We start from the raw sequence: 15,877 nt of genomic DNA, 5'->3' as shown, positions 1-15,877 counted from the left end.
CTCACCAAAGTGTCGAAGTTGACGACGGCCGCCAAACGCATGCTGGTTGGCCGCCCATTCCGTAGCGATTCCCTGGGGCATACGCTGCTGCCCAAACGAATCGCGCTCCCGGTCTTCGCCTCGGATGCTTTGTCATCGGTGGCATACGCGCCGGAGGAGATCTTCCTGGTGCTGTCGGTGGCCGGGCTGTCGGCCTACACGTACGCACCGTGGGTGGGTTTGGCGGTCGCGCTGGTGATGGCGGTGGTGGTTGCCAGCTATCGGCAGAATGTGCACGCCTATCCATCCGGTGGTGGCGATTACGAGGTCGCCACGAAGAATCTGGGGCCCACCGCGGGTCTGACCGTGGGTAGTGCGCTGCTGGTGGATTATGTGCTCACCGTGGCGGTGTCGATCTCCTCGGCGGCCTCGAATATCGGTTCGGCGGTGCCGTTCGTCTCCACGCACAAGGTGTTGTTCGCGGTCGCGGCGATCGTGATCCTGACCGCCATGAATCTGCGTGGTGTGCGGGAATCCGGGACGTTGTTCGCCATTCCGGTGTACGCGTTCATGATCGGCATGTTCGTCATGCTGGTGTGGGGTTTCTTCCGGATCGGTCTGCTGGGCGATCAGGTGCACGCGGAGTCGTATGGATTCGGGCTGAAAGCCGAGGAGGAGCATCTGCTCGGCCTGCCGCTGGTGTTCCTCATCGCCCGCGCGTTCTCCTCCGGCTGTGCCGCGCTGACGGGTGTGGAGGCCATCAGCAATGGTGTGCCCGCGTTCCGGAAGCCCAAGTCGCGCAATGCCGCGACCACGCTGTTGCTGCTGGGCAGTATCGCGATCGTCATGTTCATGGGGATGATCGTGCTCACCCAGAAGGTGGGTGTGGTGTACGCGCACAACACCTCCGATCTGATCGGCGCGCCGGCCGGATACGAGCAGAAGACCCTGGTCGCGCAGTTGGCGGGCGCGGTGTTCCACGGGTTCCCGGCGGGCTTCTACTTCGTCACCATCGTCACCGCGCTGATCCTGGTGCTGGCGGCCAATACCGCGTTCAACGGTTTCCCGGTGCTCGGTTCGATTCTGGCGCAGGACCGCTTCCTGCCGAGGCAGCTGCATACGCGCGGTGACCGGTTGGCGTTCAGTAACGGCATCATCTTCCTGGCGGGTGCGGCGATCGCGTTCGTGGTGTTCTTCGGGGCCGAGGTGACCAAGCTCATCCAGCTCTACATCGTGGGTGTGTTCGTGTCGTTCGTGCTGAGTCAGACCGGCATGCTGCGGCATTGGACGCGACTGCTGCGCACCGAGACCGATCCGACGCAGCGGGCGCGGATGAAGCGTTCGCGGGTGATCAACGCGGTCGGTCTCACCATGACCGCGACCGTGCTGGTGATCGTGCTGGTCACCAAATTCCTGGCGGGCGCGTGGATCGCCATCGTCACCATGGCGGCGATTTTCGGTTTGATGAAACTCATTCGGCGGCACTACGACACGGTCTCGCGTGAACTCGACGAGACCGAGTGGGATGGTGTGCTGCCCAGTCGCACGCACTCCATCGTGCTGGTCTCCAAACTCCATCTACCCACCAAACGGGCCATCGCGTACGCGCGTGCCACCCGGCCCGACACAATCGAGGCGATTACCGTCAATGTCGATGAACCCGATACCCGCGCGCTGGTACGGGAGTGGGAGCGCAGCGATATCTCGGTGCCGCTCAAGGTGATCGAATCGCCGTACCGTGAAATCACCAAGCCCGTGATGGATTACGTGAAGCGGATGCGCAGGGATTCCCCGCGCGATGTGGTGACCGTGTTCATTCCCGAATATGTGGTCGGGCATTGGTGGGAACAGTTGCTGCACAACCAGAGTGCGCTGCGATTGAAGGGCCGTCTGCTGTTCGAGCCGGGCGTCATGGTGACCTCGGTGCCGTGGCAGCTCACCTCCTCGGCCAAGGCGCGTGCCGGACGTGAGATCAGTGCCCCCGGTTCGGTGCGGCGCGGATACGGAGACGAACTGTGAGTAGCGGAGAAGATTGGCGCGGTTCGGTTTTCGAGGTTCGGCTCGGGCCGCCCGGACATGGTGGCTTCTGTGTCGCACGGCATGAGGGGCGCGTGCTGTTCGTGCGCCACGGCCTGCCCGGTGAACTGGTGCGCGCGAGGGTGACCGAGGATCGCGGTGGATCGTTCTGCCGCGCCGACGCCATCGAAATCCTGGAGGCGTCCGCGGACCGTATCGACCCCACCTGCCCGGTCTCCGGCCCCGGCGGCGCGGGCTGCTGCGACTTCGCGCATGCGAGCCCCGAGGGTCAGCGCGGTCTGAAAGCCGCCGTGGTCTCCGAGCAGTTGCGCCGACTCGCCGACTGGGAGACCGACTTCGAGGTCGAGGCCATCCCCGCCCCGGTGTACGGCGCGGCGGCGCGGCTCGGCGCGTTCGAGGCCGGCACCATGCCCGCCGCACTGGGCGGTGTGCGCGGCATCGCGGCCGGCCGGATTCGTGACTTCGCGGCCGGTCGTGTGAAAGAGATTGTGCCGCAGTCATATACGGCCGGTTGGCGATCCCGGGTGCGCTTGGTGGTGGATGCGAACGGCCGGGCGGGTGTGCACGGCTACCGCAGTACCGAGGTGATCGCGGATCTGCGCTGCCCACAGCCGATGGCCGGTGCCATGGAGGGTATCGCCGACCGCAAGTGGACTCCCGGCGCGGATCTTGTTGTGGCCGTGGATGGTGACGGTATGCGGCACTTGATCGAGTTGGCTCCGGTCGAGTCCGAGCGCGGTGACCGCAATGCGCATGGCCGGGGTGAACGCAATCGTGGTGGTCGTCAGGGTGGGGGTCGCGGGAGTGACCGCAGTAGTGCGGCCGCGCGTCGCGCCGCCGCGGCCGGTCCGCGCCATGAGCGACTGATCGATGGCAGTGGCCGGGCCGTTCAGTATGTCTCGGGTCGCCGCTTCGAACTCTCCGCCACCGGTTTCTGGCAGCCGCATTACGGTGCGGCGCAATGCTATTCGGATGTGGTGGGGGAGTGGGCCGATGCCGCCCCCGGTGCGCTGGCCTGGGATCTCTACAGCGGTGTCGGTGTCTTCGCCGCCGGACTGGGTGAGCGGGTCGGTGCGGACGGTGTGGTGCACGGTGTCGAGTTCGCGCGCACCGCGGTCACCGAAGGTAAAGCGGCACTGCGGGATCTGCCGTGGGTGGAGTTGCGGGCCGAGCGCGTCGAACGCTGGATTGTCGAACAGTCCGACACCACACCGGATGTCGTTGTGCTGGACCCGCCGCGTGCGGGTGCGGGCAAAGAGGTCATTGCCGCCCTGGGTGAGCGTGGCCCGCGTCGCATTGTCCATATCGGTTGTGATCCAGCGGCTTTCGCCCGCGATGTGGGGTTGTACCGCACTGCCGGTTACCGCCCCTCGGCGCTGCGGGTATTCGATGCCTTCCCCGGTACTCACCACGTGGAATGCATAGCGCTGCTGGAGCGCTGACCCGGATCGTATTGCGGCAGAATCCCTCTCCGTTTGCCCGCCGGAAGCGGGTCGTGCGGCACGGCCCGCAGGGCGTCGGCCAAGATAGCCGTCATGACTACGCTGTCCGACCCGACCCTCGCGGCGGTGGTGGAACTGATCTACGGCGATCAAGCCAAGTTCTACTCCCTCGAGGGGCTGCTCCTGAGCGTCGACCTCAAACGCCCGGAGTACACCGTCGAGATGTGGGTCAACAGCGACAGCTATTGGGGGCGATTGGTCACCCCCGTCTACGGTGCGCGCATGGCGGCGCTCGCCGGTAATGCCGACGCCGATCAGGCGCTGCTGAACCTGGTGGAGGTGACCACACAGAAGTTCCTGCGCGGGGAATCCACCGAGCGCAAACAACTTCCGCCCTGGCTGGCCACCTTGCGCGCCACGCTACTGGTCGACGGCTATCAGCTGCGCCTCGAAAAGGTAAGCGGCACAGCGGCAGAATCCAGTGTCCGCTGTCGCCTCAGACCCACCCAGCGCCTGCCCGTCGCCCTGGCGGAACAACTGGCCCTGATCGAGACCGAACTCGAATTACGCAGCCAGCAAACCCCTTTGGAACACCTACAGCAGGCCACCCGCGCCTTCTCCCGCCGCGACTACCCCACCTGCGAAGAACACCTGAGCACCGCCCTCGACCACCTCACCGCCTACGCAGCGGGCACCCAAGACCTCGACAGCACCAAAAACGTTCGCCACCTGATAGATACGAGCCGCCTCTCGATCCGAGCAGGCACCCGCCTACTCCGCGACCTCCGCCTACTCACCTCCCCGAACCCACACCCCCACCGCACCCGCGCCGACGCCACCCGCTTCCGCATCCAACTCACCGCCACCCGCGCCGCGACCCTGCTGTCCCAGATCGAGTTCTGATTCAGCCAGATCCGCGGCGACGAGAGCGGCGCCGCCCGCGACTACGAAATCAGTTGGGGTGGTTGAATTCTCCGTCATCGACACCTGCGGTGAAGGCGCTCCATTCACCGGGCGTGAAGACCAGTGCAGGGCCGGTCGGGTTCTTGGAGTCGCGGACGCCGACAGCGCCACCATCGAGGAAGGCGACCTCCACACATTCGCCGCCGCCCTGGCTATGGCTGCTCTTGAACCAGCGTGCGCCCGACAGGTCAACGTTCACTCTCATACTCCCTTGCCATCTTCCTGAGCATCTGTCGGCTGTCGGTGCAGTCGAGTGCTACGTCTCTGAGGCGGTCGAATGATCGCGAGAAGCTTGCCACGTTGTCCGCGTCCTCAATGTACATGTTGCCCACAATGCCCTCCAGGAACACAACAGGAGGCTCTACAGGCTCTCCACGTGCCGATTCTCCGTACTGAAGGAGGACGAAGGGCGGCATCGAGATACCGCCTGGAAACCTGGCCTCCGAGGGGAGTATCCGCAACTCGATGTTCTCCTGCGCTGATTCATCTGCGAGCCGTCGAAGTTGAGCAGCCATTACGGTGCGCCCGCCGGCGACTCGGCGCAGCGCTGCTTCACCGACGACCACATCCAGCTCAACCGGCTGGGTTCGCCGGCTGACGATCCTCTGACGCTGCATTTTCAACTGCACACGCCGCTCCCACTCCTCGGGGGGATCGGCCGGCCAAATCTGGCTCACCAGCGATCGGTCATACTCTGCGATCTGAAGTAGGCCGGGCACCAGATCAGGTTGGTACGTAGTGATTTTCGACGCAGCGGCCTCGAGACCCACATAGACATCAAAGTCTTTGGGAATCAGGTCGCCGTACTGGTGCCACCAGTTCTTGACGTTGGTCTGCTTTGCCAGGCCGACCAGTGCGGCGGCGAGATCCTCCGGCACGCCGTACAGGTCGCACGCGGCCTGTAGGTCCCGCGATTTGATGCGGGAGTTCTCCCCCTTCTCCAACCGTCCGAGACTGGTCGCCCCCATTTCTAGGAGCTGAGCGGCTTTTGTCTGTGTGTATCCGGCGCGGGTGCGCCACTCCAGCAGGTAGCGGCCGAGTTGGCGACGAGGCAGCGTCGAACCTGCGTCGCTGGTTGGCTGTGTCATTGGATCCTCCGGTTCGGGGAGGTTGGATTCACCGTTGCGGCGATATCTTCCCACCGGCGGCGGGGATCGTTCAGGGGTTTCGGGGCAGTTTCTTCGGTGCCACCGTTTCAGTGAAATCTTCACCGCCCTGGGGTGTGTCATAGAAATGCGCATCGGGCAGTCGGAGCGGGATACCCCGAGAACGGAGACACACAATGAAGTTTCGGCCGACCGCGATCGGATACCTGCGATCAGACATCAGCGGCGTGCGGCAAGCGTGGGATGAAGCCGAAATTCGTAGCACGGCAGCGCTATACGGCCCAAGGACATGGTGCGTGACGATCCTGGACTGGTCGCCCTGGTAATCGACGTCGAGCCGCTCAATGTGAAGGACGGTTGATCAACGTCATCGGGCACGCCCGCTGCTCAATTCCGCAAGTGCCGCAAATTCACAAATACCCTGTCTTAAGGGGGTTTTCATGCTCGTGCTGGCTCAGTTCATTGTCGTAGCACTGTCCTATATCGGAGTTGTCGCGGTTGTACGGTGGGCGATCTCCGAGGATCACTCGGACACTTCGCCAGTGCTTGACAGACATCTCCTGATCGCCCACGGCCGCCCATTCCATCGCATCCCGGTAAGCAATCTTCATCGCAAACACGGGCGGCATCGTGCCTAGGCACCTGGGCGGTCCGCGACACCGTCGGGCGAAAGCTGCACTGCCGAAGCCTGTCTGGCAGCGGTTCAGCCGAGTTGCCAGGTGACCTTGATCGAGGCGGAGAGTTCGCTTTCACCGAGTTCGACGGGAATCGGTGGGGCACCGGCTATATCGCTCTTGGCGGCGGCGAAAGCTATGCGGGGCATGGGGATTGAGGGGCCGGAGGTGTCTTCGGTGATCTCCAGGACCGGGCCGAGCCTGCGGCCTGCGCGGCGGGCGAACTGTTCGGCTTTGTCCAGGGCGTGGTCCCAGGCGGCATCGCGTGCCCGGATGAGCATTGTCTCGGGATCGCTTACGGTGAGGGTCAATCCGCCGAGGCGCACGTCGTCTCCGCCCGCGTCGACCGCGTGCGCGATGATCGCCGCTGGTCCGCTGGTCGCGTCGCTCTTCTCCGGTGCGGCGATATCGCGCAGCGTCACTGACAGCGAAGTGCTCGCGATGTATCCGACAACCTGCTCGCGATTGGCCTCGGTCCATACCGTGTCCGTGCGCACCGACAGTCCGCTGGTCGAGATATCGCGCCCCGGGACCTCATCCCTGCGTAGCGATTCGATGAGCGCGGTAGTGCGTTCCCCGGCCGCCGCGTACGCGAGTGCGACAGTGCTCGCCTTGGTCTCGATGGACATGGTCACTCGCATGAGATCCGGTGTGCCGGTGGCACTTCCGGAGCCGTAGATCGTAATGCTGCCGGTGTTGGTTCCGGTGCCGGTCACGGCGTCCTCCTGGTTGCTGATCGTGAAGTCACCTCGTCATCCCGGCGTGGTTCCGGCCGGGATGCACCGAAGCTGGAGCACGCTCCGATGCTACCGACGCCCACGTTTGCCCAGGTCGCGGCGCGCTGGTCAGACTCCGCCGTGTGCGGCGAGTGCGCGGACGGCGGCGTCGGCTTGGGCGTAGGCGGCGGTGGCGAGGCGTTCCAGGAGTGCGAGTTTCACTTCGGGGGCTTGGCGGGTGAGTTCGTCGAATTTGTCCGGGGTGAGTACCGCCAGGCGGACGGTGTTCTCGGCGTAGATGTCATTGCTGAATCGCGCTCCGGTGAGCAGGGAGATCTCGCCGAATGACATTCCGGGTGAGAGTGAGATGAGCCGGTGTCGTCTGCCGGTGTGATCCTCGAAGGTGAAGCGGACGCGGCCGTCGAGTATCAGGAAGAGTCCGGCGCGCGGGCTGTCGCGGGCGATGATGCGTTCGCCGCGCGCGATGGTGCGGATCTCGAATTCCTTTGCCAGCCGCTGCCTTTCCTCATCGGGCAGATCGGCCAGCGCGGGATGCTGTTCGATTCGCAATGCGGCCGACGGCGTGCAATCCTCGGGCCGATATTTGTCGATGATGAGTTGTTCGCACCATTCGGTGGCGCTGTCGCGGTCGGCGAATACGCGTCCGCGCGGGTCGCCCGGATCCAGACTCGATTCCATATGCCCGAGTTTGGCTTCCGGATCGACCAGTGCCACCCGGCTTCCGGCGGCGGCGAGTTCGGCTTGCAGATCGTCGAGCATGCGGACCGCGATCGCGCTCACATCGGCGACTTCGCGCAGATCCAATACGAGCGCTTCGAGATCTCCCGTAGCCGCGGTGGCCTCCACCGTGCGCACGGTGGATTCCGCGCCCGCGAACAGCAGATCGCCGTGTAGTTCGAAAATCTGTGCGCGCTCACCCCATTCGCGCAAAACCGCCAGTTCATCGGCGTCACGCCGCAATCGCGAAGGTGCTTCGGCCACGGTATAAGCGGTCCGAATTGCCGTATGCGCGGCCCGTGTCACATGCAGGAAGTGCAATCCGAGCCGATGCGAGAGCTCCCGGCACACCTTGACCCCGCGCACACTGCTGCCGTGTGCGTCCAATCGTGGTGAGTAGACGGCGATTCCGATCTGGCCGGGCAGGACGGCCAGAATCCCGCCGCCCACACCGCTTTTCGCGGGCAGCCCGACGGTGGTGACTCAGTCTCCGGCGGCGTCGTACATACCGCAGGTGGTCATCACGCTCAGTACCTGTTCGACCAGTGGCCGCGACAGCGCGCGTTCGTGTGTCAATGGATTCACGCCGTTATTGGCGAGCGTGGCGGCCATCACCGCCAGATCGCGGCAGGTCACGTCGATGGAGCATTGCCGGAAGTACCGGTCGACCGCTTCATCCGGATCGCCGTCGATGATTCCGGCTCCGCGCAGCAGATATCCGATGGCCCGATTGCGGAATCCGGTGCGCGCCTCGGAGGCGTACACGTCCTCATCGAGTTGAAGTTCACGCCCGGCGAATCGGCTGTAGCTGCGCCGTATCCGTGCGAATCGGTCGGCCGCGTCACGACCGTCGACCAGGGCCGCGGCGGCAATCGCGCCGGCGTTGATCATCGGATTGCGGGGCCGCTGGGTCTTGGGGTCGAGACTGATTTCGTTGAACGGTTCCCCGGTGGGCTCCACATCAATTCGTTCGGCCACGGCGGCGGGTCCGCGATCGGCCAATGCCAGTGCGTAGGTGAAGGGTTTGGAGATCGACTGAATTGTGAAGTGGGTGTCCAGGTCTCCGCTGCCGTATATCTTGCCGTCGGCGGTGGTCAGGCAGATGCCGAATGAATCCGGTTGTACCGCCGCGAGTTCCGGTATGTAGTCGGCGAGCTCACCGGAGGTGTCCGAACGGCATAATTCGTACACTTCATCGATGATGTTCGCCACCACGCCGTGCGACACGCGAGCTGGGCCGCCGGTGGCCGGAATTGGGGGGACCACGCGGCCACTGTATCCAGGTAATGTGTGTGGAGCCTCACATCTATTGCGGATGTCGCAGGTGGAGTTCAGTTCCTGGCGTTGGGGGCCGGTCGGGTCTCCGTAGACTGTTGCAATCACAGGAGACATCCGGAGGGAGCAATAGCCGTGGGAGTGCTTTCCCGGGTCGACATGCCCGAGGACCTGCGTCGGCTGTCGATACCGGAGCTGCGCGAATTGGCCGAGGAGATTCGCGAGTTCCTGGTGCGAAAGGTCGCCGTCACCGGTGGGCACCTGGGGCCGAACCTCGGCGTCGTGGAGCTGACCATCGCGCTGCACCGGATCTTCGATTCGCCGGCCGACCCGATCATCTTCGATACCGGGCACCAGGCCTATGTGCACAAGATCCTCACCGGCCGCAAGGACGGGTTCGACACGCTACGCAAGGGCGGTGGCCTGTCCGGCTATCCGTGCCGCGCGGAGAGCGCGCACGACTGGGTCGAGTCCTCGCACGCGTCGGCGTCACTGTCCTATGCGGACGGTCTGGCCAAGGCGTTCGGGCTGACCAGGCAGAAGCGGCATGTGGTCGCGGTCGTCGGCGACGGCGCACTCACCGGCGGTATGTGCTGGGAGGCGTTGAACAATATCGCCGCCGGGCAGGACCGTTCGGTGGTCGTGGTGGTCAATGACAATGGTCGTTCGTATGCGCCGACCATCGGCGGTCTCGCCGAGCGGTTGGCCGGGTTGCGTATGCAGCCTGCCTACGAGCAGGCTCTGGACGCCACCAAGCGCATCGTGCAGTCCATTCCGCGCGTGGGGGATTCGGCCTATTCGATGCTGCACGCGTTGAAGACCGGCATCAAGGACGCGGTGGCTCCGCAGGAGTTGTTCGGCGATCTGGGCCTGAAGTACGTGGGCCCGGTCGATGGTCACGACACCGTGGCATTGGAGGCTGCGCTGCGGCGCGCCAAGGATTTCGGTGGTCCGGTCGTGGTGCACGTGGTCACGCAGAAGGGCCGCGGTTTCAAGCCCGCCGAGGACCATGTGGCCGATCAGATGCATTCGGTCAGCCGCATCGACCCGGAGACGGGTGAGCCGCTGGGTGGTTCGTCCGGAACGAGCTGGACCTCGATCTTCTCCGAGGAACTCATCGAGCAGGCCGAGCAGCGCGACGATATTGTCGCAATTACCGCCGCCATGCCCGGTCCGACCGGATTGTCCCCGTTCGGAAAGCGCTTCCCGGAGCGCATGTTCGACGTCGGCATCGCCGAACAGCACGCCATGACTTCCGCGGCCGGTATGGCCCTGGGTGGTCTGCATCCGGTGGTGGCCATCTACTCCACCTTCCTGAACCGTGCGTTCGATCAGCTGCTGATGGATGTGGCACTACTCAAGCTTCCGGTGACGCTGGTGCTGGATCGCGCCGGAATCACCGGTGACGACGGTGCTTCGCACAATGGCATGTGGGATTTCTCGGTGCTCGGCATCGTCCCCGGTATTCGCGTGGCAGCCCCGCGCGATGGTGCCACCCTGCGCGAGGAGCTGGGCGAGGCACTGCATATCAGTGACGGCCCGACTGCCATCCGCTTCCCGAAGGGCACGACCTCGGAGGATATTTCCGCGGTCGAGCGCTTCGACGGCGTGGATGTGCTGCGGCTGCCCGAGGGTGAGGACGCCGGTGCGCAGTCGGCGCGTGGCGATGTACTGCTCGTCGCGGTCGGTGCCTTCGCGGACCTTGCCTTGAAGGTCTCGGATCTGCTGGCGGCCGAGGGTGTTTCGGTCACGGTCATCGACCCGCGCTGGGTGCTGCCGGTCTCGGACACCGTGGTGAAGCTGGCCGAGAACTACCGCCTGGTCGTGACCATGGAGGACAGCGGCCTGCACGGTGGTATCGGCAGTACGGTCTCCGCGCGCCTGCGTGCGGTCGGTGTCGATGTCGCCACGCGCGATCTCGGTGTGCCGCAGCAGTTCCTGGATCACGCCGCGCGCGCGCAGATCCACCACGACCTGGGTCTCACCCCGGGCGATATCGCGCAGCGTGTGCACGGCTGGCTGGGTAACAGCGCCGAGGCGGATGTGGCGATGTCCGAAGCCGAGGGCGGTAAGCCCATCTCGACCGCGAGGGCGCTCGCGGAGTAGTCGTATCCAAGAGCAGAGGCGGGCGGCATCTCCAGGGGTGCGGCCCGCCTCTCTCGTATCCGCCGGAACGTGTACGCCGCAGCACTTCTCGCGTAGATTCTAGAACCGGTTACAGTTTTCCGGTCAGGAGTTGTGCATGCCCGCAGAGGACCCCGCGTTCGTACTCGTCGAGAAGCCGCGCCCGGGCATCGCCCTGGTCACCCTCAACCGCCCCGAGCGGATGAACGCCATGGCCTTCGACGTCATGATCCCGCTGCGTGAAACCCTCGAGGCGGTCGCCGCCGACAACGAGGTCCGCGTGGTGGTGCTCACCGGCGCGGGCCACGGCTTCTGCTCCGGCGCGGACCTGCAACACGCGGGCCGTGTCCCCGGGGTCGAGGGCCTGACCAAAACCACCATCGCCCGCCGCTCCATGGAGCTGCTCAACAACGTCATGCTGACCATCCGCCGCATGCATCAGCCGGTGATCAGCGCCATCAACGGCGCGGCCATCGGCGGCGGCTTCTGCCTGGCGGTCGGCACCGATATCCGAATCGCCTCGGAGGACGCCTACTTCCGGGCCGCAGGCATCAACAACGGCCTGACCGCGGCCGAACTCGGCATCAGCTACCTGCTACCCCGAGCGGTCGGCACCACCCGAGCCTTCGAAATCATGCTCACCGGCCGCGACGTGGACGCCGCCGAAGCCGAACGCATCGGCATAGTCTCGCGCGTAGTCCCCGCCGACAAACTCCTCGAAGCCGCGTACGACACCGCCGACCAAATCATCCGCTGGAGCCGAGTAGGCACCGAACTGACCAAACGCATGCTCTGGAGCGGCCTCGAAGCCGGCAGCTTCGAATCTCACATGCAACACGAGGGCACCGCCCAGCTCTACGTCCGCCTCACCACCGAAAACTTCGAAGAGGCAATCCGCGCCCGTCGAGACCGCCGCCCCCCGATCTTCGAAGACTGACCGCGAGATCTGCGAATGACGGGTACCGCTTGATGTACACCACAGAAGCCTGCATCGAAGACACGAGCAACATCTTGATCGCGCCTGCGGCGTTGCGGGACAACGACTTGATCAGGGACTTCTTCGGGTCCACGGTCACACCGGAGGAACTTGCTTCCGGTTCACCCGACCTCACGCAGAAGACCGTCTACCTGTGTGGTGATGTTTCAGCGATCGGCGACCGCCAACTCGGGCGGCTGCAAGAGTGTTCGTCATCCGAGGGCTGTCACACGGTTACCGCGAGGACGTCGACGAACCGTGGACCCTCATCGACCTCGGCCGGGTTCCCGTCCGTGTGCACGGCGTCGGCGTGTTCTACCGCCGCTTCTTCGACCTCGGTGCCGACCACTTCGGGCGGATCCACGCGGAGCACGCGTTCCAGTCCTTGACCGAGTCCACCAAGCCTGGGACAGCGCATCGCAGCGGGATCTATTTAACGCCTGTCACGCGACGTGGTGGTGAACTGCATTTCCGACTGCTCCGCTGCTCCACGAACCTCTCGGGGCCGACCGAGAACTTCGGCCCGACCGATACGAGCATCGTCGAGGCCCTGAATCGTGAGGCCGCCACCGTCTTTCGGGATCAGGCACCGCTCAATCACGTCCTCGCCCAGATCTACCACAACACCCTTGCCGCGGCCGAGCGGAAGCAGTCCAAGGCCAAGATCTCGGCCCACGCGGACAAGACCAAGGACATGCCCGCCAGCGGGATCATGGCCTTCTGCACCTTTTATGACGGGCTCGACAAGCTGCGGCCCTTGACCGAAGACGCCTTCGACTACGGCGTGAAGAGTGCCAGCGGGCTGACCAAACTCCGCTTCCGCCTGAAGGATTCGGTCGAAGAGCGCGACGGGCTCCCCGCACAGTTCACCCTGATCCTCTATCCCGGCTCCGTCTTCTTCATGCCGCTGTCGACCAACCGCCTGTACACCCACGAAATCCGGCCTTCGACGTTGGACGTCGAATCGCTGCCGACCCGCCTGGGATACGTGGTGCGCTGCTCGAAAACCGAAGCCGTGCACAAGAATAGCCAAACATTTCTCGACAGGGCCGGAGACTTGGTGGAGCTGGGGCCGCCCACACCCGAGGGCATGGATGAGCTGCGCAGGCTGTACTCCCAGGAGAACAGGACCTCGTCCTTCATCGACTACGGCGACCAATTTCTCTTCAGCATGAACACGGGAGACTACGTTGCGCCCCGAGCCTAGGATCTCGGACGAAATCGTCTCGTACGCACTGCTTTTCGAGGAGGATCTCTTCGCGGAGCTCTCCGCCTCGGCACTCTTGGAAGACGTGGGAAAAGGTCGGCGAGGCGCCACGCTCACCAAGACCGACGGGTCGGGCGGCGTGCCTCTCGTCCGTACCACCACTCGATACGGCAGCCCGACACAGCACTTCCGGGCGGTGCATGACCGTCTGGCACAACGGATTCAGGAGGTAGCAGGGCTCTCGGTCGGCTTCAACAACGCACTCATCGAGAGCTACACGAACGCCTACGCCACCATGGGCAGCCATTCGGACCAAGCCCTCGATCTGGCCGACGAGTCGTTCATCGCCGTCTTCTCCTGCTACCGACACCCCGAAGCGGTCCCGCCGAGGAAGCTGATCTTCGAACCAAAGGGGTTGTCCGGCAAGACGTTCGAGATCCCCCTCGCCCACAACAGTGTCGTCGCGTTCTCCGTCACCTCGAATCGGCGACTCGTGCACAAGATCGTCCTGGGCGCGCCCGCCCGGGCAGCGGAGAACCAATGGCTGGGCGTGACCTTCCGGACGTCGAAGACCTTCATCCGGTTTCGCGAGGGACACGCCTACCTCCCGCAGGGTGCGCGCCTCACCTCGGCTGACGACGATCAGCGGCGCGAGTTCTACCGACTACGCCGACGCGAGAACAACGAAATAGACTTCGTCTACCCCCCGTTGACGTACACAGTCAGCGAGAGCGACCTGATGCCGCCCGTATGACCTCCGGTGCTTCCGATGGTGTGCGAGATCCGAGTGCCGGTCCGGAGATGCGATTCCATCGTCCACGCGACAGGCAGTCAGGTGTATTACCGGGCAATCCGGCCATGAAAGCCTCCGCGAAAACATGTTGGCGGACTGTGGCGACCACTGTTAGCCTTCCGGAGGCCGTGCGAGAGAACGAGGAGGTGGTACCCGTGAACGCAGTATCTACATGGGTGCTCCCCTCTGGGGTCACGGTCGGGCGATAGGTCGTCTGGGAGCGCCATCAGCACTCCCGAAAGGCACGACCAATGCAATTCACTTCTGAAAAGCGCCTCGATGACGGCGTCCTCGAGCGCGAATTCACCCTCGGCGAGATTCCCGGCATCCTCTGGACGCCTGAATCCGTATCCGCACCGACACCGCTGATCCTGCTCGGCAATCCCGGCGGACTCGGACTGAAGAAGATGTACCCCCGACTGGTAGCTCGGGCCCAGCACTCCGCGGCGCAGGGCTACGCCGCGGCCACCATCGAACTGCCCTGGACTGGTGATCGGCCCCGTTCGGCCGCTGCCGATCAGGCCCGCGCCGACCTGCGCCAAGTGCTGCAGGCCGGGGAGCCGGTCACCGACGACATCGTCGACCGGCTCATCCTCCCGCTCGTCGACAAATCGGTCCCGGAATGGCAGGCCACCCTGGACGCCCTGCTCGCGCTGCCCGAGATCGATGGCCCAGTCGGTTTCTCGGGAGGGGTGATCTCCATCGGTGTACGGCTCGCGCTGGTCGAGCCACGCATCTCGGCCGCCGTCCTGTTCGCCGGAAGTTTCGTGCCCCGCACCATAATCGAGGAGGCCCGGCAGGTCACCATCCCACTGCACGTCCTGCTGCAATGGGACGACGAAGGAAACGACCGGCAAATGGCCCTGGACCTCTTCGACGCCTTCGGCTCCAAAGAGAAGACTCTGCACGCCAATATGGGCGGCCACACCGGCGTCCCGCAGTTCGCGGGGGAGGAGGGGAACCGGTTCTTCGCCCGGCACCTGAAGTGAGACCGACCCGTCACGCCGGCAGCAGACGATAGAGCTGTCGGCCAGGCTGCCGCTCATCGAGGACGGGTCACGCCCCTCCTCGATGAGCGATGGCCGGCAGATCTACAACCACCTCGACTGTAGCGGTACCCAGTCAGCCTGTACCGCAGTCGATCTCACGGCTCAGATCGTGGGAACGCACGGAATCAGTTGGTCGGTCGCACGATAGTCTTTCGCGGCTTGTCTGGCGTGAGTAATTGCTTCGGCCGTCGATGAATCATTGTGTGGCAGTTCGCATACAGCGTCAGTTGGCGTCCGCCTGAAAACTCTTCTCGCTGGGTGACGGTGGATAACGAGCAGATGCCCTTCCCTGGCGAGGGAGTGGTTGTGCCGCGGTGCTGATTGGGCGCCGCGGCGCGCACTACTGGTTTGGCATTTGCCGGGGGTGGCCGAACCAATGGCGTGGTGCGATCTTGGTGGTGTTCGGTTGTGGCGTGCATGCGACAAAGAAGAGGTGTGGGAACCTTGGGTGCCGTACCCGGCTTTCGCTCCCCCCTTGGGTGCCGTCATCTCACGTACCAGCCTGGCTGGCAGGCTGTGGTTCCGTTCAGAGACAAAACATAAAAGAACAAGAACGAGAAAATGCGGGAACTCTCGGTCGGTAGACGCGTGGAGACAAAGGGCGTGAAATGAACGGCCCGATATTCTGAATCACTTTATATCACAACACATTTGGGGTTCTTCGGGGGCTATTTCGGCGGTAGAATTAGGCTATGAATCAGGGGAGGGAAACCGTAATCGCAGCCGGTGCTTCGGCACTGGGCGATGCGGCTGACACTCTTCTCGAAGCCTCACTGCTGGCGTTGACCGATGACGACT

Annotated in this window: 11 protein-coding genes and 1 pseudogene; 8 read left to right on the top strand and 4 right to left on the bottom strand. The window is 64.2% G+C overall.

Annotation, left to right across the window (positions count from 1 at the left end; all coding sequences use genetic code 11):
- The first annotated feature begins 9 nt into the window (after window positions 1–9).
- The 3 genes from GFY24_RS19385 to GFY24_RS19375 all read left to right on the top strand — a co-directional run bounded on the left by GFY24_RS19385 (window position 10) and on the right by GFY24_RS19375 (window position 4,361).
- The gene (locus GFY24_RS19385) at window positions 10–1,998 is read left to right on the top strand and encodes an APC family permease (protein ID WP_309231053.1); all 1,989 of its coding nucleotides are present in this window, start codon (window positions 10–12) and stop codon (window positions 1,996–1,998) included.
- Window positions 1,995–3,458 carry a TRAM domain-containing protein gene (locus GFY24_RS19380; RefSeq protein WP_309231052.1) on the top strand — a complete coding sequence of 488 codons (1,464 nt, stop codon included), beginning with the start codon at window positions 1,995–1,997 and terminating at the stop codon, window positions 3,456–3,458. Before GFY24_RS19385 ends, GFY24_RS19380 begins: the two co-directional genes overlap by 4 nt.
- Before the next feature lie 93 nt (window positions 3,459–3,551).
- The gene (locus GFY24_RS19375) at window positions 3,552–4,361 is read left to right on the top strand and encodes a hypothetical protein (RefSeq protein ID WP_153806495.1); all 810 of its coding nucleotides are present in this window, start codon (window positions 3,552–3,554) and stop codon (window positions 4,359–4,361) included.
- A 49-nt stretch (window positions 4,362–4,410) separates the two neighbouring features.
- On the opposite strand, the gene GFY24_RS19370 is transcribed toward GFY24_RS19375, so the two are convergent.
- From GFY24_RS19370 to glsA, 4 genes and pseudogenes are all read right to left on the bottom strand, one after another.
- The gene (locus GFY24_RS19370; protein ID WP_309231051.1) at window positions 4,411–4,620 is read right to left on the bottom strand and encodes a DUF397 domain-containing protein; all 210 of its coding nucleotides are present in this window, start codon (window positions 4,618–4,620) and stop codon (window positions 4,411–4,413) included.
- On the bottom strand, window positions 4,610–5,509 hold the full coding sequence (locus tag GFY24_RS19365; RefSeq protein WP_153806493.1) for a helix-turn-helix transcriptional regulator: 900 nt from the start codon (window positions 5,507–5,509) through the stop codon (window positions 4,610–4,612). The genes GFY24_RS19370 and GFY24_RS19365 overlap by 11 nt, the downstream gene beginning before the upstream one ends.
- Before the next feature lie 721 nt (window positions 5,510–6,230).
- Entirely contained in the window at window positions 6,231–6,917 is a 687-nt protein-coding gene (locus GFY24_RS19360; RefSeq protein ID WP_309231050.1) for an SIMPL domain-containing protein, read from the bottom strand.
- 129 nt (window positions 6,918–7,046) lie between these two features.
- Window positions 7,047–8,867, bottom strand: a pseudogene (glsA, locus tag GFY24_RS19355) (glutaminase A).
- A gap of 198 nt (window positions 8,868–9,065) precedes the next feature.
- On the opposite strand from glsA, the gene dxs reads away from it, so the two are divergent.
- The 5 genes from dxs to GFY24_RS19330 all read left to right on the top strand — a co-directional run bounded on the left by dxs (window position 9,066) and on the right by GFY24_RS19330 (window position 15,019).
- Window positions 9,066–11,036: a 1-deoxy-D-xylulose-5-phosphate synthase gene (dxs, locus tag GFY24_RS19350; protein WP_309231049.1), complete on the top strand. Its 1,971-nt coding sequence runs from the start codon at window positions 9,066–9,068 to the stop codon at window positions 11,034–11,036.
- Window positions 11,037–11,172: 136 nt separating this feature from the next.
- A complete protein-coding gene (locus tag GFY24_RS19345; RefSeq protein ID WP_153806492.1) occupies window positions 11,173–11,991 on the top strand; it encodes an enoyl-CoA hydratase in 819 nt (272 codons plus the stop codon).
- Between the two features lie 334 nt (window positions 11,992–12,325).
- Window positions 12,326–13,237 carry a hypothetical protein gene (locus GFY24_RS19340; RefSeq protein WP_228566464.1) on the top strand — a complete coding sequence of 304 codons (912 nt, stop codon included), beginning with the start codon at window positions 12,326–12,328 and terminating at the stop codon, window positions 13,235–13,237.
- Window positions 13,221–13,991, top strand: coding sequence for a hypothetical protein (locus GFY24_RS19335; protein ID WP_153806491.1), 771 nt, complete (start codon window positions 13,221–13,223; stop codon window positions 13,989–13,991). Before GFY24_RS19340 ends, GFY24_RS19335 begins: the two co-directional genes overlap by 17 nt.
- 290 nt (window positions 13,992–14,281) lie before the next feature.
- Window positions 14,282–15,019, top strand: a complete 738-nt coding sequence (locus GFY24_RS19330; RefSeq protein ID WP_153806490.1) for a dienelactone hydrolase family protein — start codon at window positions 14,282–14,284, stop codon at window positions 15,017–15,019.
- The last annotated feature ends 858 nt before the right edge of the window (window positions 15,020–15,877 follow it).

Source organism: Nocardia sp. SYP-A9097 (assembly GCF_009649815.1).
Lineage (GTDB): Bacteria > Actinomycetota > Actinomycetes > Mycobacteriales > Mycobacteriaceae > Nocardia.
This window is presented reverse-complemented; position numbering and strand designations above follow the sequence as displayed.